The organism is Vibrio tubiashii, from assembly GCF_028551255.1.
GTDB lineage: Bacteria > Pseudomonadota > Gammaproteobacteria > Enterobacterales > Vibrionaceae > Vibrio > Vibrio tubiashii_B.
Genome location: NZ_CP117030.1, coordinates 73451 through 93121, shown reverse-complemented (window position 1 = coordinate 93121; position 19671 = coordinate 73451). Strand labels below are relative to the sequence as shown.

General features: G+C 45.3%; 20 protein-coding genes. 9 read left to right on the top strand and 11 right to left on the bottom strand.

Annotated elements, in window-relative coordinates; all coding sequences use genetic code 11:
• Nucleotides 1–195: 195 nt before the first annotated feature.
• The 3 genes from LYZ37_RS15745 to LYZ37_RS15735 all read right to left on the bottom strand — a co-directional run bounded on the left by LYZ37_RS15745 (nt 196) and on the right by LYZ37_RS15735 (nt 4313).
• The gene (locus tag LYZ37_RS15745; RefSeq protein WP_239823941.1) at nt 196–1548 is read right to left on the bottom strand and encodes a sigma-54-dependent transcriptional regulator; all 1353 of its coding nucleotides are present in this window, start codon (nt 1546–1548) and stop codon (nt 196–198) included.
• Nucleotides 1545–3488 (bottom strand): ATP-binding protein, encoded by a 1944-nt coding sequence (locus tag LYZ37_RS15740; protein WP_272788409.1) that lies wholly within the window; start codon nt 3486–3488, stop codon nt 1545–1547. Before LYZ37_RS15740 ends, LYZ37_RS15745 begins: the two co-directional genes overlap by 4 nt.
• A 225-nt stretch (nt 3489–3713) precedes the next feature.
• Nucleotides 3714–4313: a hypothetical protein gene (locus tag LYZ37_RS15735; protein WP_216607145.1), complete on the bottom strand. Its 600-nt coding sequence runs from the start codon at nt 4311–4313 to the stop codon at nt 3714–3716.
• 126 nt (nt 4314–4439) lie between these two features.
• Here LYZ37_RS15735 and LYZ37_RS15730 point away from each other — a divergent pair, with 126 nt between their 5' ends.
• From LYZ37_RS15730 to LYZ37_RS15705, 6 genes are all read left to right on the top strand, one after another.
• Nucleotides 4440–4895: a GNAT family N-acetyltransferase gene (locus tag LYZ37_RS15730; protein WP_272787853.1), complete on the top strand. Its 456-nt coding sequence runs from the start codon at nt 4440–4442 to the stop codon at nt 4893–4895.
• A 23-nt stretch (nt 4896–4918) separates the two neighbouring features.
• Nucleotides 4919–5431 carry a peptide deformylase gene (gene def, locus LYZ37_RS15725; protein WP_272787852.1) on the top strand — a complete coding sequence of 171 codons (513 nt, stop codon included), beginning with the start codon at nt 4919–4921 and terminating at the stop codon, nt 5429–5431.
• 138 nt (nt 5432–5569) lie between these two features.
• Nucleotides 5570–6034: a DUF2846 domain-containing protein gene (locus LYZ37_RS15720; protein WP_272787851.1), complete on the top strand. Its 465-nt coding sequence runs from the start codon at nt 5570–5572 to the stop codon at nt 6032–6034.
• Nucleotides 6035–6129: 95 nt separating this feature from the next.
• Nucleotides 6130–6489, top strand: coding sequence for a VOC family protein (locus LYZ37_RS15715; RefSeq protein ID WP_272787850.1), 360 nt, complete (start codon nt 6130–6132; stop codon nt 6487–6489).
• Nucleotides 6490–6529: 40 nt separating this feature from the next.
• Complete coding sequence (locus LYZ37_RS15710; RefSeq protein ID WP_272787849.1) at nt 6530–6946, top strand: hypothetical protein; 417 nt, start codon at nt 6530–6532, stop codon at nt 6944–6946.
• Nucleotides 6947–7345: an energy transducer TonB gene (locus tag LYZ37_RS15705; protein ID WP_272787848.1), complete on the top strand. Its 399-nt coding sequence runs from the start codon at nt 6947–6949 to the stop codon at nt 7343–7345. It abuts the gene before it with no gap.
• Nucleotides 7346–7425: 80 nt separating this feature from the next.
• Here the strand turns inward: LYZ37_RS15705 and LYZ37_RS15700 are convergent, their stop codons facing one another.
• Both LYZ37_RS15700 and LYZ37_RS15695 read right to left on the bottom strand, forming a co-directional pair.
• A complete protein-coding gene (locus LYZ37_RS15700) occupies nt 7426–8028 on the bottom strand; it encodes a short chain dehydrogenase (protein WP_272787847.1) in 603 nt (200 codons plus the stop codon).
• Nucleotides 8025–9014, bottom strand: coding sequence for a haloalkane dehalogenase (locus LYZ37_RS15695; RefSeq protein WP_272787846.1), 990 nt, complete (start codon nt 9012–9014; stop codon nt 8025–8027). The genes LYZ37_RS15700 and LYZ37_RS15695 overlap by 4 nt, the downstream gene beginning before the upstream one ends.
• 160 nt (nt 9015–9174) lie before the next feature.
• Here LYZ37_RS15695 and LYZ37_RS15690 point away from each other — a divergent pair, with 160 nt between their 5' ends.
• The 3 genes from LYZ37_RS15690 to LYZ37_RS15680 all read left to right on the top strand — a co-directional run bounded on the left by LYZ37_RS15690 (nt 9175) and on the right by LYZ37_RS15680 (nt 12069).
• Complete coding sequence (locus LYZ37_RS15690) at nt 9175–10047, top strand: LysR family transcriptional regulator (protein ID WP_272787845.1); 873 nt, start codon at nt 9175–9177, stop codon at nt 10045–10047.
• A 134-nt stretch (nt 10048–10181) separates the two neighbouring features.
• Nucleotides 10182–11774: a bacteriohemerythrin gene (locus tag LYZ37_RS15685; protein ID WP_272787844.1), complete on the top strand. Its 1593-nt coding sequence runs from the start codon at nt 10182–10184 to the stop codon at nt 11772–11774.
• Between the two features lie 142 nt (nt 11775–11916).
• Entirely contained in the window at nt 11917–12069 is a 153-nt protein-coding gene (locus LYZ37_RS15680) for a hypothetical protein (protein WP_004746464.1), read from the top strand.
• 69 nt (nt 12070–12138) lie between these two features.
• On the opposite strand, the gene LYZ37_RS15675 is transcribed toward LYZ37_RS15680, so the two are convergent.
• The 6 genes from LYZ37_RS15675 to LYZ37_RS15650 form a co-directional block, all read right to left on the bottom strand.
• Nucleotides 12139–12501 (bottom strand): RidA family protein, encoded by a 363-nt coding sequence (locus tag LYZ37_RS15675; RefSeq protein ID WP_272787843.1) that lies wholly within the window; start codon nt 12499–12501, stop codon nt 12139–12141.
• Nucleotides 12502–12508: 7 nt separating this feature from the next.
• Nucleotides 12509–13540 carry a lactonase family protein gene (locus LYZ37_RS15670; RefSeq protein WP_272787842.1) on the bottom strand — a complete coding sequence of 344 codons (1032 nt, stop codon included), beginning with the start codon at nt 13538–13540 and terminating at the stop codon, nt 12509–12511.
• A gap of 331 nt (nt 13541–13871) precedes the next feature.
• Nucleotides 13872–16322, bottom strand: coding sequence for a beta-N-acetylhexosaminidase (locus tag LYZ37_RS15665; RefSeq protein WP_272787841.1), 2451 nt, complete (start codon nt 16320–16322; stop codon nt 13872–13874).
• Between the two features lie 35 nt (nt 16323–16357).
• Nucleotides 16358–17002, bottom strand: a complete 645-nt coding sequence (locus LYZ37_RS15660) for a bifunctional 4-hydroxy-2-oxoglutarate aldolase/2-dehydro-3-deoxy-phosphogluconate aldolase (protein ID WP_069668829.1) — start codon at nt 17000–17002, stop codon at nt 16358–16360.
• A 14-nt stretch (nt 17003–17016) separates the two neighbouring features.
• Nucleotides 17017–17979, bottom strand: a complete 963-nt coding sequence (locus LYZ37_RS15655; RefSeq protein ID WP_272787840.1) for a sugar kinase — start codon at nt 17977–17979, stop codon at nt 17017–17019.
• Between the two features lie 69 nt (nt 17980–18048).
• The gene (locus LYZ37_RS15650; RefSeq protein ID WP_272787839.1) at nt 18049–19563 is read right to left on the bottom strand and encodes a sodium:solute symporter family protein; all 1515 of its coding nucleotides are present in this window, start codon (nt 19561–19563) and stop codon (nt 18049–18051) included.
• Nucleotides 19564–19671: the final 108 nt, after the last annotated feature.

The following is a 19671-nucleotide window of genomic DNA, read 5'->3' as shown; positions in this document are numbered from 1 at the left end:
CAAATTGTTTTATTGATTTTTAATCGACTCTGACAACAACGGTTTACATCCGCTTTACAGATTTGTTTCCGCAAGTTTAAATCAGAGTGGTTACTCTATTGCACTCTCCATGCCAAATAATTTAACCTTAAAATTCAATAATATAACTTCAGCCACACTATCACTCCGTTATATTGAGTCATTTGTGTCTATCGTTCAGTTGGTGCGATTCGCTTTAAAGCTCTCTTTATCCAATTGATGCTTTTTCATCTTTCGATATAAGGTTTTGCGCGGTAGATTTAGCCGTAGCGAGACCTCATTAATATTGCCTGCCATTTCGATTAGCGCTTCTGTGAGAACATTGCGCTCGTACTGCTCCATTTGCTGCTCAAACGCAAAGGCTTCACTACCTTGAGTCGACGGTGCCTGCAAATCAAACCCTTCGCCCACAATGCCCAAGACAAATCGATCTGCGACGTTTCTTAGCTCACGCACATTTCCGGGCCAGTCATGACGACATAGCTGTTGTATTTGCTCAGCGTAGAGGGTCGATGGTCGCGTTTTGTATTTTTGACTAGCTTGAACCACAAAGTGCCTAAACAGAGACTGAATGTCTTCTTTGCGCTGGCGTAATGGCGGTAAATTTAGACTGGCGATATTGAGTCGATAAAACAGATCGGCCCTAAACTCACCGCGCTGACTCAGCTCCGATAAATCAGCTTTGCTTGCTGCAACCACAACAATATCAACTGGAATCAGTGTGTTTCCGCCAACACGTTCAATGACTCGCTCTTGTATCACTCTGAGCAACTTAATCTGAACCGCAATTGGCATGCTTTCAATCTCATCAAGAAATAGAGTGCCACCGTTTGCCTGTTCAATTTTCCCGATACGCTTTTTATTCGCACTGGTAAAAGAGCCTGCCTCATGCCCAAACAACTCACTCTCAATGATGCTTTCCGTCATACCGCCACAGTTAATGGCAACAAACGGCTTATCACGGCGTTTTGAGTAACGATGCAGGGCTCTAGCAATCACTTCTTTGCCCGTTCCTGTTTCACCATTGATGATGGTATCCACCCCAGTTCGAGCCAAAGCCAACACTTGGCTTCGTACCATCTCCATTTGACTAGAAACCCCAATCACGACATTCTCAATCGGTAGCTCTGGCGTATCCGACAGCGTATCAGGTGCGTTCTGCACCTGCGTTGAAGCGAGGTTGAGCTTTTCTATCAGCTCATCACTTTGTAGAGGCTTTTCAATAAAGTCGAAAGCACCAAGCTTCATCGCTTCAATCGCCATCGGAATATCACCATGACCACTCATCAGGATGATTTCACACGCAGGCGAACGACTTTGAATCGCATCTAGCATGGATAAACCATCAAGTTGCGGCATACGTACATCACATAGAACAACTTGCTTACTGTCCGGAGATAACGACTTCAAACCCGCTTTCGGGTCGGTAAAACTGGTTACGTTAAAGCCTTCAAGCTCTAGCATCTCACTGACTGCCTCTACGACATCCAATTCATCGTCAATGAGGGTGATTTGCTTTTCCATCGTCATGTTCTTGCGCCTTCTAAATGAACAACAAACTCACTGCCCTGTTGCGGCTGTGAGTTAACCCGAATTGAACCACCAAAATCTTTGATGATATTAAAAGCGATAGAGAGCCCTAATCCTAAGCCCTTGCCCACCTCTTTACGGGTATAAAATGGGTCGAAAATATGAGGAATATCGTCAGCGACTATGCCTTTGCCATTGTCTTTAACCGCAATCCTAACCTCTTCTCCTACTCTAGAGACAGACACCAAAATAAGCGGCTCAGGGGTTTGTTCTACGGCGTCAATCGCATTGCTGATTAAGTTAACTAACACTTGCTCTAAGCGAATCGGGTTTGCTCGAACACTCTCACAAGAAGAGAGATTACAGTCGAGCACTATCGGTATCTGCTTATTGGCAAAGAGCTCTATCGCATCGTTGACAACAGGCATCACCGCTACCGAGCTCACTTTGCCATCGCTCTTACGCGAGAAGGCTTTCAAGTGACGCGTCAGAGCCGCGACTTTACCCAGCAGGGTTTCTATTTTGTGCAGATTCTGGGTCGCTTTATCTGAACGATCTTGCTCTAGCCACTTTTGCGCGCTGCGAGTATGACTGCTGATCGCGGTTAAAGGTTGGTTCATTTCATGAGTAATTCCAACACTCAATTGCCCCAGTGCAGCAAGCTTGCCTGCTTGAATCAGCTCGTCTTGAGTGACGCGAAGTTTCTCTTCTGCCAATCTGCGCTCTTCGACTTCAGCTTCCAGTTTTTGGTTGGTTTTTTTCACTACTTTTGCGGTGGCTTGGAATACTTGTAGAGACTTCGCCATTTGGGTTATTTCATCCTGCCCTTTTAACTCAATATCGGTATCCAAGTGCCCTGTTGAGATGGCAAACATATCGTCTCTCAGGTTAAGCAGGCGCTCCAAAATATTCTTGCGCACGTAGAACCAAGCAATCCCTGCTGCGGCAAATAGACTAAACACCGAGAGAGCAAGCGAGAAGGTGCGGTTTGAAGCTAACGAGGCTTGTACATGGGCAATCGACGAATCAATTTCTAAGTTAACGTTAGACGTATTTCGCTCTATTTGAACGGAGAGTTGATGCAGGTATTTACGGCTGTTTTCAAGTAAGAATTCCTGCTGATAGTAGTGCTCCAACGCTTGGTTCTTGAGCTGGACTAAACGGCTTGAGCGAGAGGCAAGGGTGTAGATTACTGAAAGCTTTTCATCGAGCGCAGGCAAAGATTCAGCGAGCCCACTTTCGAGCCACAAGCTAAACCAATCTTGTCCCAATTGCTCTAGACGGTAGGTTGTGTAATCCAACTCGTTGAAGCTGCCATCGTTATAAAGCTTCTCAACCAAGCCTAATTGATAGAACAACAACGCCTTTAGCTGGCTGTACTGAAGACGGGACTTTTGCTCCGCAGGTAAGCTATCAAGCTCTTCACTCACTTGCTGCAAGAGAGGATAAAAACCTTCCAGCAGGTTGCGTAACTCTTTGTTGAGCTGCCGCGATTCTTCACCGCTTTGATAGAGTAAACTCAGGCTGTTACTCACCTGCATAATCAAGTCTTTAAAGTAAGCATGGTACTCAGGAAAATGGGCAAGAACTTGGTTCATCTCTTCTATGCTGTCTTCAATACGAACCATGGCATTGCGCCTTTCAAGGTTCGAATCGGCTGAGACCAGCTGAGACGATTCCGTGATCACCAAACGCACCATATCGTTTAGCCTAGCCGCCTGCTCAAGGGCGGGGATTTCTTTTTCCTTGAGCTCAAGCAACGCGCTTTCTAGCTTGTCATAAGTGGTCGAACTAAAAAGGGCAAGCAGTAACGTCGTCATCGATAGCATTGCCAGCGCGAGACCCAGTCGCACTTCGATGCCCCGCCACTTAAACTTAGCGCGATGCGTTTTTTTCGTCATTGGTTCGGTATCAGAAACCGACGAGTCTCTACCAAGCATCTGATTCACAAAGATATTCCCACTAGCTAAATGTCTGGCTTTTTAGAGCACAAACACCATTAACAAAGCATATAAAACATCACTACATTTTATTAATAAAGCTATCTGTATCAGATTTGTGGAATAGACGAAGAGAAATTTTGTGAAAGTAGGAGTTAAAAGCGTGAATAGACTTTAGAGGCATGGCATAAAAACCAAGTGCAAAAGTTCTATTCACTGCTGTCCTTAATAGAGAACAGGTGGATTGCCACGGTTTTCGACGACCCTTTCGACCTGAGATTCCCATTTCCTAATCAGCTGATTGAATTCACGCGAGTGAAGATATTGAGCACATGAGCCACCCAGATGAAATTCCGGCATATACGTACCAAGCACGCCTTTATCTAAGATTCCATCCGCGATGACTCGGCTTTCGCGCAAGATCAACACAGGCAACCCCAGCTGGAATGCCATTGCAGGCTCAATTTGACTGTATGGGCTAGTAAACCACTGCTGACTGATATCGTACTCTGACGAGCTCCCGGGTTTCGCAGCCCCTTGTTCAACATAATAGCGACGAAAAGCGACCGTAATCAGACCATTAGATTCCGACATTAAACGTCGTATCGACTTCAGCGGTGCATCCAAATCGTAGTCTGTTACGCCTAACGTTCTTGGTGAGTAGCCACGTTCAGTGAGATAACAAGAGAGAGCAGAAATGAAATCAAGTTGGCATTGGGTATATGCGTTTGGGTAGCTAAGAAAAACTGACGTCCCCATTTTACCTCCATTGTTCATTTGTTGAACTTCAATATGCATCAAAATGAACTTAAAACATAGACTCATCTGATCTATCTCATGCTCAATGCGCCCAAGGCAGTTAAGATGTTGTTCTGGAGGTTCACTATCCTGTGAATAGCCAAAGAATCGTCTTTTCTGTAAGTTAGTGAACCGAACATGAAGGAGGCCGACATGAAACTAGACTACAGAACAGCAGTTATGAGTGACTTGGAGCATCTTGTATCGCTACTTGCCAACGACGTATTAGGTAACAAAAGAGAAGACCCTTCCCTACCTTTGAACAATACCTACATCGAAGCTTTCGAGGCAATTGATGCAGACCCAAACAACCTTCTACTAGTAGTAGAGAAACAAAACCAACTTGTCGGCATGCTACAACTTACGTTTATTCCTTATCTCACTCATATTGGTAGTTGGCGCTGCCTTATTGAAGGCGTTCGAATCCATGAAAAATACCGAGGTTTGGGCTTCGGAGAACGTATGTTTGAACATGCTATAGAGCTTGCGAGAAAGAAAGGTTGTAGCATGGTTCAACTCACCAGCGACAAACTTCGCCCAGACGCAATCAGGTTCTACGAGCAATTAGGCTTTAAAGCAAGTCATGAAGGTTTTAAACTAACCCTATGATTTAATTTAGTAAGAATGAAGAAATGGCTGTATTAGATATTCTCACTGCCCCAGATCCGCGCCTCAAGATAACCGCTGAGAAAGTCACGGACATTGCGTCAATACAAACTCTAATCGACGATATGCTCGAAACCCTATATGCGACTGACAACGGTATTGGTTTGGCTTCTACACAGGTAGGTCGTAAAGAAGCGGTGGTGATCATTGACCTTTCAGATAACAGAGATGAGCCACTAATCCTAGTTAACCCGGAAGTCATTAGTGGTGAAAACAAAGCCTTTGGTCAAGAGGGATGCCTGTCTGTCCCAGATTACTACGCTGAAGTTGAACGTTTTACTTCAGTGGTTGTGTCCGCGCTGGATCGAGAGGGAAATCCGATCACAGTTGAAAGTGATGAGTTCCTAGCCATCGTGATGCAGCACGAAATAGACCACCTCTCTGGTAATTTATTTATCGACTACCTGTCGCCCCTGAAACGCCAAATGGCAATGAAGAAAGTAAAGAAATACGTAAAAAGCCAAGCTAAGGCTCGTTAAGTGCTCATTAAATGGGCGAGAAGCTAAATCGCCCACACTTAAAACTTAATGAGAATCACAATTATTACCAATAACAATCACTAAATTATTATTTTGTTGTATGTTTGCCACCGATTTTATAAAGGCTAGGTTAATCATATGAAAAATAAATTGTTTCTTTGTTCTGCTCTACTCCTCGCACTCTCTGGTTGTGCCTCTGTTCCTACGGTAGATACCGAGGTTTCACAACATGCTAAGTCCTTCCCTGCCCCACAAAAAGGCAACTCGGGTATTTACGTTTATCGAGAAGATGCGTTTGTAGGCGCTGCGCTTAAAAAGTTTGTCTATGTCGATGGCGAATGTATTGGCGAAACAGCCCCGGGGGTGTTCTTCTATCATGAGGTGAAAGGCAACCAAGAACATATTATCAGTACCGAATCTGAATTCTCAGAAAACCATGTGACGCTTTTCACTGACGAAGGACGCAACTACTTTATCAATCAATACATAAAAATGGGCGTGTTTGTCGGTGGCGCTGGTGTTGAGCTTGTCGATGAAACACACGGTAAATCACAGGTTTTAAAAACCGAAATGGCGCAAAACGGCAATTGCTCTTCAATCTAGTATCAGTTAGCCGCAGAAAATCATCTCGGCACTAAACTTGATAAAAGATCTATCGGTAACGCTTAACTCGACGTTAAATATCAAGGGACACACTGATGAAAATGAACACAATGCGTATTCCGTGTAAATCTGTTGAAGAATCCGAACAGTTTTACACCCACAAATTGGGACTACATAAGGTCTTTGGCAGCGCAAATGATGGATTTGTTGGCTATCAGTTAGACAATGTCCAGTTGTTACTCGAAGTGGAAGAAATCGGAGAATTTGAGTGTGGTCGATTCTTGGGTTTTAGCTTAGAAGTTGATGACATACACAGCTTCTTTGAAACATTGATTCAGCGCGATGTCAGGTTTACCGGGCCTCCTGAACCGCAGTTTTGGGGCGGCTTAATGACTCATATTATTGATTGCAATAACAATACATTCTCAATAGTCCAAACCAATCCCCATCAGTAGTATCAACAGTTCGCAACAAAAAAATTATAGGAGTATTTATATGAAGAAGTTAATGGCAGGATTAGTTCTGTTGTTTTGTGCTGGCACTGCCTCTGCGTATGAGGGTCAGCCTAAAGAGCAGGTAGACAAATTCTTCAAAGAGCTTTCTTCTGAACAATCAACTCAAGCTATCGATAAGCTATTTAGCAATAATCCGACGATTAGCGCCAATAAACAACAACTAACTCTTCTCAAACAACAACTTGGAGTAGTGCTAGCCATGTACGGTTCAATCATTGGAGTGGAGAATATTCATTATGAAGAATTATCTCCTTCTCTGGTCCGTATTGTGGAAGTGGCAAAGCATGAAAATCATCCAGTAACGTGGGAGTTTTACTTCTATAAACCTAAAGATACTTGGATGATTAGCCAAGGTATGTTCGTCGATCAATTCCAAGTGATTGGAACGAAAAAATAGATGGGCCTTATTGTCTTGAATATGAAATCGATCTATCAATCCATCTCGATAAGAATGTTATTTTTACTATGGTCTCTGCTCGCAGTAGGTTGTACTACAGCCACACACACAACTGATGCGGTAGGGTTTGATCAGCAAGAATACATCAAAAGGCTGTCATCTAATCTGTACTATCCACAAGAGGCAAGAAGTCTGTCGCTGGAAGGTACCGCAATGATACAGACAGACATCAATCAAAAAGGGAGTGTCATTGGGCTCACTATATTAGAAAGTTCAGGGCATACCATTTTGGATACCGCTGCAACAAAAACAATACTCGCAACAAAGTTTCCAAAGCACACTGCTCCCCACCCGATCACCGTAGTCTTTCCAATGGCCTATCAGCTTGAAGATAAATAGTGCCTGGTCGACTCGCTGCTCACTTTGAAAGAAACGCCCAACAGACATACCATCTGTTGAGCGTTTTGCATTTGTTAATACTAGTGAGCTAAAACAGCATCAAAGATTTGTCCGTTGTCACTCCCTTCAATACTGTGTTGATAGAATTTAGCCACCTCACTTGCAGGAATTCCTGTGCTGCTATCAACGCCCCATTGCTCTAAAGTCTCTTTAACTACAGCAGGGCTGACCGCATTGATACGCTTACCCTCTTCAAGCTCTAAGGCAGCAACACCGACAAACGCATTAATACCAGCTACACCAATAGAAATCGCCGCTGTACCCGCCATTGGGTAGTTGGCAGCCTGACCAGAAGTTAAGGTAATAGAACCTCCCTCTTTCAAATATTCCAGACCAATACGAACGAGGTTAACCTGCCCCATCAGCTTACCCTTTAAAACCTCCGCATAACCTGAGCTTGGCATGTCTGCGATACTGCCCATTTCACCGTTACCCGCCATAGAAACAATCGCATCTACCTGACCAACGTGCTCAAACAAAGCTCTGATCGACGCTTGATCTTCAATGTCGACGGTCACCTCTCCACGGCTATGCCCAACCGCTATCACTTGATGATTCTGACTCAGTTGGTTAACGACGGCTTGTCCAATGACACCATTTGCTCCAATTGCTAATACTTTCATACTGTTACCTTCTCTTGTTTATATTGTGTTTGCTCTAACCAATCGACCATTTTGTTGGCTAGTTGGACAGATTGATCTTCTTGTAAAAAGTGGGATGCGTTGTTTATCGTGATATGTGGTTGGCCCGAAGCACCAGGGAAATTATTCTGGAATTTCTCGTCGTAGCCTTGTCCTGCAAGGAATGGGTCTTGATCGCTAAATAGTGTCAACACGGGCTTGCGCCACTGTTTAAGTTTTCTCCAATCCTTATTCACTTCATCAAGTTCAGCGGCAACGATTTCAGGCATTTTTCGTGGTGCTGCATAGAACTCAGATGACGGGAACGGTGCATCGTAGGCTCGCATTTCCTCACTACTCAGCTCTTTGGTCGTCAATATTTGGATGACTTTGCCAATCTCTAGCTGTTCGCTATGTCTGAAGTATCCAGCCCAATTGCCGTAGTTGATCTTGTGTGACAATTTAGCGAGCGTTGCTTTACCTGCCGCAGCAGCCATGACCTTCAACACTTTTGGCACCATAAACTTTTCTAAGCCGTTCATCTCAGCGAGAGCAGTATTGGCGACGACCAAACGATCTAACCATTGAGGTTCATTCGCTAAAGCGCGTAAGCCAATCATTCCACCCCAATCCTGCATAAATGCCGCACCATGGCGAACACCAATTTGACGAATAAAGCTTGTCATCCAACGAACATGATTTGCGTAGGTGTGCACATCACTTGTCGCTGGCTTATCAGACTTACCAAAGCCAATTAGGTCAGGGGCAATGACGCGATATCCTGCCTTCACGAGCACAGGCACCATATGGCGGTAGAGATAGCTCCACGAAGGCTGACCATGAAGCAGAAAAATAGCCTGAGCGTCCTTTTCGCCCTCATCAATGAAGTGCATTTGCATTCCCTCAACCTCGATATAGTTGGGGGCAAATGGGTAGTCAGGTAGGTCGACAAATGCGCTATCTGGGGTCGTTAAAATCTGGAAAGTCATAGTCTCACTCCTAAATGTTCAAAATAGTTGGCCATCTTCTGCCAGTACGAACAAACCGCTTGGTTAAGCTGAGTATTTTCTGGCGATGGAGTTACTTTAGAAGAGAGACATGAACGAAAAAAGCATAGCTTTTAGACCATAACGGTCATATTATTAGACCATGATTGCCTTAGAACATTTACACGTTGTTAACGTGATTCATCAGGAAGGTAGCTTTCGCCAAGCAAGCGAAAAGCTATTTAAAGCGCGTAGCGCGGTGTCTTATTCCGTTAAACAGGTTGAAGATCACTATCAAATAGAGATTTTTGATCGTGACACTTACCGCCCGACTCTTACCAGAGAAGGCAAAGTTCTGCTGCAAAAAATCCAGCGCTTGCTCGATGCTGCCAACGAGTTCGACCTTTTCGCGCGTCAGATGAACAGTGAAGTCGAAAGTGAACTTAAAATCAGTATTAGTGCGATCTTCCCGACCGACAAAGTAACCGAGCTTCTCAAACACATTAAGCAATCCTATCCAGAGACTGTAATTCATCTAGACATAGAAACCGCCTCAGGCGAGCGTATGTTGTTGGATGATAAAGTGGATATCGGTATTTATGCCGTAAGAGAGCTAAACCAAGAGTTGGTGGAGTATCAGCGTATTGATAGCCTGAGTTTGCCCGTATTCATTTCAGACCAGTTCCCTTTGGCTAAGCTAGACCAAATCAAACAGAGTGATTTGTATGAATACCCGCAAGTCGTGGTTAAATCATCCTACAAGTCAAACCCAGACTCGGGGATCGTCAAGCAAGCCTTGCAGTGGTATGTCTCTGATCACCAAACAAAAAAGTCGCTGATAAAAAGTGGCTTAGGTTGGGGACGACTCGCCACACATGAAATCGAGCATGAACCAGGGCTCATCCCTGTTTCAACTATTGAACCACTCAACGTACCCATATATGTTGCGCGCAAGAAAACCACAGCGCTTGGCCCCGTTGGTCAGTTAGTGTGGGACTATTTTCAAGCTACCTTCAGTGAGCTCACCGAAGACTAAGGTGAGCAACTTAGAAAACTAGCCCTTTAGAATTAATTTTAATCAAATTATTGTCTGATTTCGGTGGGTCATTCTGTATCTATCGCCTAAATTTAATGAAGTGAGTAACAGATTTCCGGCCAAGGAGCTGGCGTATGTTTAGATCATTATTTTCTAGCTTAAATCGACTCTCTTCGATGCAGTGGTCAATGCTGCTAACCTTGTTCATTCTTCCTATTGCTATTGAGCTATTCATTGAACAATCATGGTTATGGCTCGCACTCTTGCTGCTTTATCACTTGGTGGTGGTTTGTGCTATTAGCTCCGTCACTGGATTATTAGCTCAGCTTAAACAAGCCGCGGCACATCTGTCTGAAGGTGATCTTACCGTCAGGATCGACACCAGTGATACCCTCAATGCGCCACTATTGCGCTCGTTCAACCGAATTGGTGAGGATATTTCGCGAACCGTACACGCACTTCGCAAATCAACCGCTCGTTTAGTCGAAGTCGCTGGCACTGTCCAAAAAGATTCGGGCATTTCCAAAACAGGAGCGCTAGGCCAAAAGCAAGATGTAGATAGCGCTAAAGAGATCATCGGACAGCTCTCTGAAATCACTCAGAATGTCTCTAGCTACTGTGAGTCAACGGCGACATTGGCCAATCAGGCAAAAGTCAAAGCAGACCAAGGTACGCGGGATATGATTGCCCTAGAGCAAGCTCTCGATAACGCCAATCAGCATATCGATAACTCTAATGAACATTTTCAGTCACTGATGGAAGAAACCGCGCAAATTAGCCAAGTGATGGAAACCATAGGTTCCATTGCCGAGCAAACCAACTTGCTAGCACTTAATGCAGCAATAGAAAGTGCCCGCGCAGGCGAACAAGGCCGAGGGTTTGCCGTCGTTGCAGACGAAGTCCGCTCTTTATCACAAAGGACTCAAGAAGCAACCGAAGAGATCCGGACTAAGATTACCAACCTTCAAGCAAAAACAGACGACGTGCTAGAAACCATGCAAGAGAACAAATCGAGCATGCAACGCTCATTAGAAATTGCGTCGACTGCAGAGCACACATTCAAAGAGCTTAACCAACAAATCGACGAGGTACGTACTTACGGTCAACATATTGCTCAATCCTCCGAGCAACAACTAGGGCAAACTCATAGCTTACAAGAGAGCCTAGCGCTTATCGCCTCGGAATCCGATAACAACGTACGTGCCACTCAGGAAACCTTGATTGCCAGTATTACCGTACGTAATTTGTCTGGGGAAATTGACTCCTTACTCCATCGCTTTGCAACCGATGCGAATCAAATTGAAGCCCATGAAGCCAAGCGAGAAAAGTTGATGGAATGGAACGCTCAACTCGATATCGGATTACCGGAAATAAATAGACAGCACCAAACCTTACTTCACCTTATCAACGAGCTCTACTACTTGCTGAAACATAACTACGGGTTGTCATCTATCAAACGCGTCGTACAAGGGTTGATTGACTACACTGCTAACCACTTTGCATACGAAGAGACATTGTTCGAACAAATCGGCTACGAGCAAACCAGTCATCATGTGGAGGCGCATCAACAGTTGGTAAAAGAGGTCTTAGATTTTCAGCGTCGCGTTGAAAGAGGGGAAGACATCGGCGATGAGTTAATGACGTTTCTCAAAAACTGGCTTAAAAACCATATTATGAAAGAAGATAAAGCTTACGTAGACTCATTTAAAAACAACAATTTAAACTAACAAGCGTAGTCAAATTGTAAGCTTACACTACAAGTAATTTATTTGATTGTGACGACAAAAAACCTGATTAGTTGTCAGGAGCAATTGCTGTTTAAATCCGCGCCGAGAGATTAATTCTATCCATTAACTTCAAGGTGTTTCCATGTTTGCAATTGATGATGTTGTTGTCGCAACAAAAGGCGTTGATTTCGGTAAGATGGTGGTTGTTGGTCTAAGCAGCGGCGGCTTCTACGTTCGAGTAACAGTAGATGGTATGACACTGACTTACCCAGCTCGCGACCTACAAAAAGCGTAATCACGCGGCAAATACACGATCAAAAAAGGTAGCGATTTCGCTACCTTTTACGTTTCTGCTCAGCAAATACTACTGATACTTTTCACCCGCAGCCGCGACAAACGCCATTTCAACCAACAGGTTAGGATCTGCAAGTTCGACTTTAACGCAGGCACGACTTGGCGCTGTGCCTTCCACAAACCAGTTATCCCATACTTCATTAAGGGCATCGAAATTGGCAAAGTCTGTCACGTAGATAGTGACCGACAAAATACGCGTTTTATCGCTATCGACGCTTGCCAGCATCTGCTCAGCTTGATCAAAAATCTGCTGCACTTGACCCTTAATATCTGCGGAGGTATCCGTTTCAGCCACTTCGACAAAGTGGGCAATGCCATTAAATACCGTTACATCTGACCAACGTTTTGTAGGGTTAATACGGTGGATTGTCATACTGTTCTCAATCGTTATTTTGTTCAATTACGCAGACAGGTGCGGCAACTTGGCACTGGTATCCTGTTGCGACTAAGGCTCCCGTCTTCAAATCACGACGAAAGCTAGTAAGATTATTGGAATGCTGGTTAGCGACGACTACCCACTCGCCACAAGCGCTAATCGTAAAATCACGCGGAAAATCACCGCCACAATCGGTTAAGCCAAGCCATTGCGCTGTAGGTTGCGAAACATCAAAGCAGCTCAACACGTTCTGCTGTCGACATGACACATAAATAAACCTCTCGTCTAGCGACAACTTAATCGCGGACGCCGCTTCTCCTTTCTCCCTATTTGGGATTAAGTCTGACTGCTGTGACACTTGCCAGCCAGCGCCTGTTTTAGTCAGCACAACCAAGGTTTCACTTAACTCACACACAACATAAGCTTTATCTTCAGAGCGATTGAACACCAAATGGCGAGGTCCAGACCCAGGTGTTAAAGCTAGCGTTTGTTGCAAGAGAAATTGGTTTTGCTCAATGTGATAGAAGCGGATGGCATCGCTGCCTAAATCCACGCTTACCAACGCTTTTTCCGTGCGCTGAAACACGACTTGGTGCGCATGCGGGGACGCTTGTCTATCAAGATTGGGGCCTTTACCCTCTTCAAACAGCGTCGTCACGAGCTCTCTTGGTACACCATCATCGCCAAGAGCAAACACGTTGACATCACCAGAACCGTAGTTGGCAACGGCAAGATATTGGTTATTCTCGCAAACGTCTAAATGGCAAGGGTAGTCGCCTAAAATAGGCAGCGCGTGATTGATGCCCCCTTGCATACAGACAAGTTGTGCGCCGTCTTGCTGAGCAACTTCTGAAAAACTATATAGAGCTTGGCGGGTTTGTTTGAGGTAAGAAAGATTACGTAGTGGGTAGAAATTGTCGAGGCGAGTCAGTTCACCAGTCTGTGGATTTAAGCTGATTTGAGCAATGCCTTGGCTCTGACTCGGGGAATCAGTGTAGGTTCCGATGAAAAACCGTAAGTGACCGCTTACTTGCATTGTAATACATCCAAATAAAAAGGAGTTTGCCGCTAGGAGACGCTAGGGCCTGTTGACCTTTTGCGGTTAAATTTTGTTCGAGATAAAAGCGTTTTAATCGCGGCGAGAGGTTTGCCGCCTAGTCATTCTAAGCAAAACACCTCTCAACAAAGAGTAAAACGCTTTTAGCCGAACCCTTCGGGCAGCATTTGTGGTTCCCTTCTGCTGCGTTATCAGCTTATCAGGTAGAGCAGCTACAATTCAAAGCCTCTGCCTTGCATAAAGAACCCACAAACTGCTGCAAAAATCAGCTCAAAAGGTCAACAGACCCTAACGGCAAATGGTTTAACCATTATTTACTCAGAGTTTTAAGTAAGCTCTCAGTTGGTTTAACAATGGCGACAATCGTTTCATCAATGATGATGGCATTTTGATCAATCAATGCTTGATACTCTGCCGCATCCGCTGCACGAACTTGGTGACCCTGCTTAGCCGTTTCAATTAACGTTAAGGCTAAGTCTGCTACTCGCACACTTGCGTCTGCCACTGCAACCGTATCAACTGACGCGACATTCGCTGCAAAGATTGGCTTAGCCTGAGTGGCTGCAAACTTCACCGCTTGATAATAGCCTTGCAATGTAACCAGAGCGGCTTTATCACCCTTAGCAAACGCCTCAACCAAATCATTCATCTGATATACCGCCAAGCTTTCTACCGGTAGCGCATCAGCAAAGCGATTTAAGCGTTCATATTGGTTGTAAAGATCGCCTTTGTTCGGCGTTGATATCCACTTCTCCCAGTGACGCGCGTAATACTGCGCTGGTTCAATGTACTTAGCCAGTGTTTGTAAAGGCATCACATCCGCACCATTTGCGAGGCGCTTAAGCATCATATTGGCGTCAGCGTGATGACGTAAGCCAACGGAGACTTCAGACCACGTATCCATCACATTCATACGACGATACATGCTGCGCTCATCAGTAAGCTCTTGGCTAGACCATAAACGCTCAGCAATCGCGTAGCTACGCGGCCACAAACGCTGCTCGATAGTCATTGAGTCAAGGTTTTCACCCCAAATGGTAATTTCACCACCCAAGATGAGTTTCTGTTCATCTTTGGTTAGTTCAGCAGGGTAGCCGCCGTTTGGCTGAGGAATAACAGACCCCTTGATTGAACTTCCTGCCACTAGCTCACCTGTCGCAGGCCAGCGAACGTTACCGATAAGCTGATAACTACTTGGCTTAAGCTTGCCACCAGCAAACTCATAGTTGAACTCGGTGTAGGACATAAAGTTGTCGAAATGACCGCGGAACACTTTGCCCGGCACATATTCAAGAATATGAACTTCTTGGCGAGACTTACCGTTGTAATCAGTAAACGCGCGGTAAGTGCCATCTTTTGCTTCGATGATGGTCAGATTACCTTTACGTGGGCCACCTTTATTACGCGGTTTAACCCAGTCGTAGGTTGCGAATCGCTCACCACTATGCAATTTATCGTCAACGGTAATACCTGCTGGCATTGGGTCATTGCGGTAGTGGTAGCTTGTCGGTTGCGGCTGGTCTAGGTAGTAACCCGTTGAAAGTACCCCTTGATACCCTTCTTTAGCGGCACGACCAATACTGTCGTGTCCACGCCAACTTTGGATAACAATTGAAGTCGGCAAGTCTTTATGCCAGATCTCATCCCAACCAGACATTTTCTTACCACGCTGCTCAAGCATCTTTTCCACTTTCGTGTTGAGATAAGATTGCAGGCCACGTTCACCATCTAGGTTATTGTCAGCAATAAACTTCTGAATGTTCGGGTTTTCTTTCCACTGCTTGTAGTTCGGCTCGTCGCCGCCAATATGGAAGTACTCATCAGGGAACAGCTCCACCACCTCATCAAAGACACTTTCGAGCATGGTGTACAGTTCTGGGTTGGTTGGGTCCATCAGCGGCTCAAACACGCCCCATCCACGCTGCTGAGGGTAAGCTTGCTCGCCGACACCAGACATCAATTCTGGATAAGCATGAGCAACCGCGGAAGCATGCCCTGGTAGAGAAATTTCAGGAATAACACGAATGCCAAGATTACGCGCGTAGTTCACCACATAACGAATCTCGTCTTTGGTGTAGTAGTCACCATCTGCCGTTTCAGACCAGAGCTTAGTGTAGTTATCTAGCTGAATACGAATCGCTTGGTCATCCCAAATGTGCCAGTGGAAGACGTTCATCTTCGCCGATGCCATCGCATCAAGCTGACGTAAAATCACGTCGAACTCGATAAAGTGACGTGACGTATCGTATGAAACACCACGCCATTTAAAGCGTGGCTCATCTTCAATCGACACTTCTGGCACGTGATAACCTTTAGCATCTGTTGTCACTAGCTGGAGGAAGGTTTCTAAGCCATGTAGCGCACCATATGGACGCTCAGAGCGGATAACAATTTGACCATTCTTAGCATCCAGTTGGTAAGACTCATCACTCTCGATGTCTTGTACTTGGCTTTTTGGTGCCTTGCGAATATCAATCACCAAAGTTGCGTCTTTCTCAGACTCGGCTTGCCAATGAAGCATAGGTAAACCAGTTTGACGATAAAGCCTTTCCATCGTGCGTTTTACATTGAATTGAACACGCTCAGAGTCATAACCTTTTACATAGATACTAAAATCTTTGTCGAGCGCAATTTGCCCTTTCCCCAGTTCGACTTCCTGAGGGTAAGGCATAAGATTAAGATCAGTATTAGGAGCCATTGCCATCGCTGTTTGCCCCGCCATTAAGCCAGAAATAAGTAGTGCTAACGTTGCTTTGTTCATCCGTGTCATCCCAAATTTACTAATGTTCGATTCAATTACGCAACATGCGCAACCGCTTCTTGGACAAGCTTCGCGATCTCATCCCATTGTTCGTTCTCAATCAGTGTTGGAGCCACCATCCACGTACCACCACAGCAAATCACTCGGTCAATCGCTAGATAGTCGTTGATATTGTGTTTACCGATGCCACCAGTTGGCATGAATGACACATCAACGTATGGAGCAAGCAGAGACTTGACCATGCTAATGCCGCCAGATGCTTCCGCAGGGAAGAATTTTAGGAAGGTTAAGCCAAGCTCTAGTGCTTGCTCCACTTGGCTTGGGTTATTGACTCCAGGAACAACAGGCATGCCTATCTCTTGGCAGCGACGAACTGTGTTTGGATTAAGGCCTGGAGCAACCACGAATTCACTTCCGGCTTCTTTCGCTAGATCAATTTGCTCTGACGTCAGTACTGTTCCCGCGCCAATGCACATTTCAGGATACGCTTCGCGCATTGCACGGATTGCGTCTGCTGCCGCCTCAGTACGGAAGGTCACTTCAGCGACGGGTAGGCCATTTTCAACCAGAACTTTGGCTAGAGGGACTGCATGTTCAACCTTGTTGATTTGGATAACAGGTACAACTTTGAACTGCTGTAGCTTGTTGATGATTTCTTGAGATGTAGCTTGTAGAGACATAATAGTTTCCGATTCTATTTCTGGTCTTGTGACCCAATAATAAGTTCACTCATCGCGCTGACAGGAATAATCGCGCCTGAGTATTGAATAACGGTTGAAGCTAATTGATGGCCTAATAGCGCTGAGGCACTGGCACTTTTTCCGGTTAGGCGAGCAGCAAGATAACCTGCGGCGAACGAATCCCCTGCGGCGCACGTGTCGACGACTTTGTTCACTTTACTTGCCGCAACATAACGCTCTTCTATGCCTTGATCGCTAGTGGTGATGATTTTACAAGGCTCGCAACCACGCTTAATCACCACTTCTTTGCAGCCAAGGCGCAGACATCTCGCTTGCACCGACTCTTCACTGCCCCAGACAATGTGATCATCATCTTCTGTAATCAAAGCAATATCGACGTAAGGTAGAAGTTTTGCATACCAATGTTGCGCTTGCTCTGTTGACCAAAGTTGCGGGCGATAGTTGTTATCGAATATCACCTTTCCACCTTGAAGTGAGAAGGTACTAACGGCATCTAGTAAGCGTTGACGTGAATCGTCGTCTAGAATGGCAAGGCTGATACCGCTTAGGTACACCGCATCTAGCGCCTTATCAGCCAGTGCAGCTTCAAGCTTGGTTTGGCTTTCGCTATTAAAATAAAACTTGGCTGCGGCATCACTGCGCCAATAGTGGAAGTGACGCTCACCAGTCTCATCCGTTTCAACCATGTATAGGCCGGGCAGTTTGTTCTCAATGCGTTCGACCAACTCAGTTTGAATGCCTTCATGATGCCAGTTTTCCAACATACTCTGAGACAATTCATCGTGACCAAGCCCCATCGCATAGTGCACAGAGACATTTTGATCTTGAGTTAAACGAGACAGGTAAAGCGCCGTATTGAGCGTGTCACCGCCGAATTTTTTACTCAGTGGAGACCCACTGATTTCGACCATACACTCGCCAAAAAAAGCAATGTTAAAATTAGAAGATGCCGACATAACACACCTTAATCTTGAAAAGTAAAAAAACAGTGGCTCTGCTAGGCAGAGCCAAAGTTGTGGAGAAAACTAGCTAGTTTGAGTGGCAGGACGTTGTGAAGATTTGTCTTCTTCTAAGACGCCTGAGTCAGACAATTCCATTTCCATCAGAGCACGCTCATCATCAAGAATTGCTCTTGCCATTTCAGGGCTGACTTGGTTAGCAGGAGTACATAGGCTCACTACGACACCCGCAGTCAGTGCGAACAGACAAGATGGAATCACTGGGTTGCCCCAGAAGGCTGTGTAATCCGCGTTAAGCATGACAGTGAATGAAGCCACTGAAGCACCAGCAAGTGTCGCGATAGCACCTTGCCAGTTGTAACGTTTCCAGAAGCGACCTAGCATTCCGCACACGAACATGCCTGACATAACAGTAGAAATCATCTTAGTGATGTAGCCAATGATGTCGTTTGAAGTCAGAGCAAACAGTAGAGCAAAGCCGATAACCACAACCAGCGCTAGGCGAGAGTAGTTGAGCATGGATTCTTTGTTTGGCACACGACCAGTGAACATAACGTAAACATCGCGCAGTAGAATCGACACACCCGCAATCGCATCAGAGCTTGCACTCGACATGGTTGCTGACAGACCCGCAATCAGAACAATCATACCGATACCTACTGGCAATACGGTTGCAGCAATGTATGGGAACGAGAAGTTAGGGTTGTCTAGTGTTGGGTCAATCGCATGTGCAGCCATACCAATGATTGCAGGGATGATTGAGAAGAATAGATACAGCACGCCAGAGCCAATGAACGAACGGCGAATTGTAGATACATCCTTACCCGAGTAGATACGTTGGCGGAATGAAGGCGTCGCAAGTACACCAACACCAATCACAACCGCTAAAGATACCGCTGGAATGATGCCCAGTTTTTCAATTGCTAGGAAGCTCGTTGCGGCTGGGTCCATAGCTGCGTATAGGTTGTCCATACCACCGATATGTTGAACCGATAGAACCGCCATCAGAATGAAGCCAACAAATAGAATGATTGCTTGAATCGTATCCGTCCAGACAACCGCAGTGTAACCACCAATCACAACATAGATAGTGAACGCCGCAGCAATGATGATTTTCGCTAGGTTAAGGTCGATATCAGCGATCCAAGCGAGGTACATACCACCGCCAAGAATATGCGCGCCTAACCAGCCAATAGAAGCGATAAAGATAAGCAAGCCAACCACGTTTTTAACGATGCGATTTGCACCCACATAGTAAGCAAGCTCTTCACTCATGGTCATAAAGTTCAGTTTACGAACCGGAGCAAACCATAGCGCAAGAAGCAAGATACCAATGGCACCACCGATGCCATAAAGCGCACCAGCCCAACCATTAGCATAACCAAAGCCAACCGCGCCCATACTTGAGCCCGTTCCGACCATAGTCGCGACGGTTGTACCTAATACAAGAAACAGAGGTAAGCCACGGCCACCTAATAGAAAATCTTCCCCCGACTTTTGGTTGCGCGAAACAAACCATCCAAGCCAAATCAGAAATACTACATATGCACCGAAGCCAGTAAGAAAAAGTGTACTATTCATTGGACACCTCTCAATGTCAAAATCCATCTTTCAGATTAATATAATTCTTGCAGTTGTATTATTTCATCTATTTCAGACAATAATTAAATATAACAATCGCTTATATTT

Excerpts from the sequence above, each read along its gene's own strand:
- def (WP_272787852.1), top strand. The coding sequence starts at position 4,919 with ATGGCTGTATTAGATATTCTCACTGCCCCAGATCCGCGCCTCAAGATA.
- LYZ37_RS15720 (WP_272787851.1), top strand. The coding sequence starts at position 5,570 with ATGAAAAATAAATTGTTTCTTTGTTCTGCTCTACTCCTCGCACTCTCT.
- LYZ37_RS15685 (WP_272787844.1), top strand. The coding sequence starts at position 10,182 with ATGTTTAGATCATTATTTTCTAGCTTAAATCGACTCTCTTCGATGCAG.
- LYZ37_RS15745 (WP_239823941.1), bottom strand. The coding sequence starts at position 1,548 with ATGACGATGGAAAAGCAAATCACCCTCATTGACGATGAATTGGATGTC.
- LYZ37_RS15735 (WP_216607145.1), bottom strand. The coding sequence starts at position 4,313 with ATGAGTCTATGTTTTAAGTTCATTTTGATGCATATTGAAGTTCAACAA.
- LYZ37_RS15740 (WP_272788409.1), bottom strand. The coding sequence starts at position 3,488 with ATGCTTGGTAGAGACTCGTCGGTTTCTGATACCGAACCAATGACGAAA.
- LYZ37_RS15675 (WP_272787843.1), bottom strand. The coding sequence starts at position 12,501 with ATGACAATCCACCGTATTAACCCTACAAAACGTTGGTCAGATGTAACG.
- LYZ37_RS15730 (WP_272787853.1), top strand. The coding sequence starts at position 4,440 with ATGAAACTAGACTACAGAACAGCAGTTATGAGTGACTTGGAGCATCTT.
- LYZ37_RS15665 (WP_272787841.1), bottom strand. The coding sequence starts at position 16,322 with ATGAACAAAGCAACGTTAGCACTACTTATTTCTGGCTTAATGGCGGGG.
- LYZ37_RS15650 (WP_272787839.1), bottom strand. The coding sequence starts at position 19,563 with ATGAATAGTACACTTTTTCTTACTGGCTTCGGTGCATATGTAGTATTT.
- LYZ37_RS15655 (WP_272787840.1), bottom strand. The coding sequence starts at position 17,979 with ATGTCGGCATCTTCTAATTTTAACATTGCTTTTTTTGGCGAGTGTATG.
- LYZ37_RS15670 (WP_272787842.1), bottom strand. The coding sequence starts at position 13,540 with ATGCAAGTAAGCGGTCACTTACGGTTTTTCATCGGAACCTACACTGAT.
- LYZ37_RS15700 (WP_272787847.1), bottom strand. The coding sequence starts at position 8,028 with ATGAAAGTATTAGCAATTGGAGCAAATGGTGTCATTGGACAAGCCGTC.
- LYZ37_RS15705 (WP_272787848.1), top strand. The coding sequence starts at position 6,947 with ATGGGCCTTATTGTCTTGAATATGAAATCGATCTATCAATCCATCTCG.
- LYZ37_RS15680 (WP_004746464.1), top strand. The coding sequence starts at position 11,917 with ATGTTTGCAATTGATGATGTTGTTGTCGCAACAAAAGGCGTTGATTTC.
- LYZ37_RS15710 (WP_272787849.1), top strand. The coding sequence starts at position 6,530 with ATGAAGAAGTTAATGGCAGGATTAGTTCTGTTGTTTTGTGCTGGCACT.
- LYZ37_RS15660 (WP_069668829.1), bottom strand. The coding sequence starts at position 17,002 with ATGTCTCTACAAGCTACATCTCAAGAAATCATCAACAAGCTACAGCAG.
- LYZ37_RS15690 (WP_272787845.1), top strand. The coding sequence starts at position 9,175 with ATGATTGCCTTAGAACATTTACACGTTGTTAACGTGATTCATCAGGAA.
- LYZ37_RS15695 (WP_272787846.1), bottom strand. The coding sequence starts at position 9,014 with ATGACTTTCCAGATTTTAACGACCCCAGATAGCGCATTTGTCGACCTA.
- LYZ37_RS15715 (WP_272787850.1), top strand. The coding sequence starts at position 6,130 with ATGAAAATGAACACAATGCGTATTCCGTGTAAATCTGTTGAAGAATCC.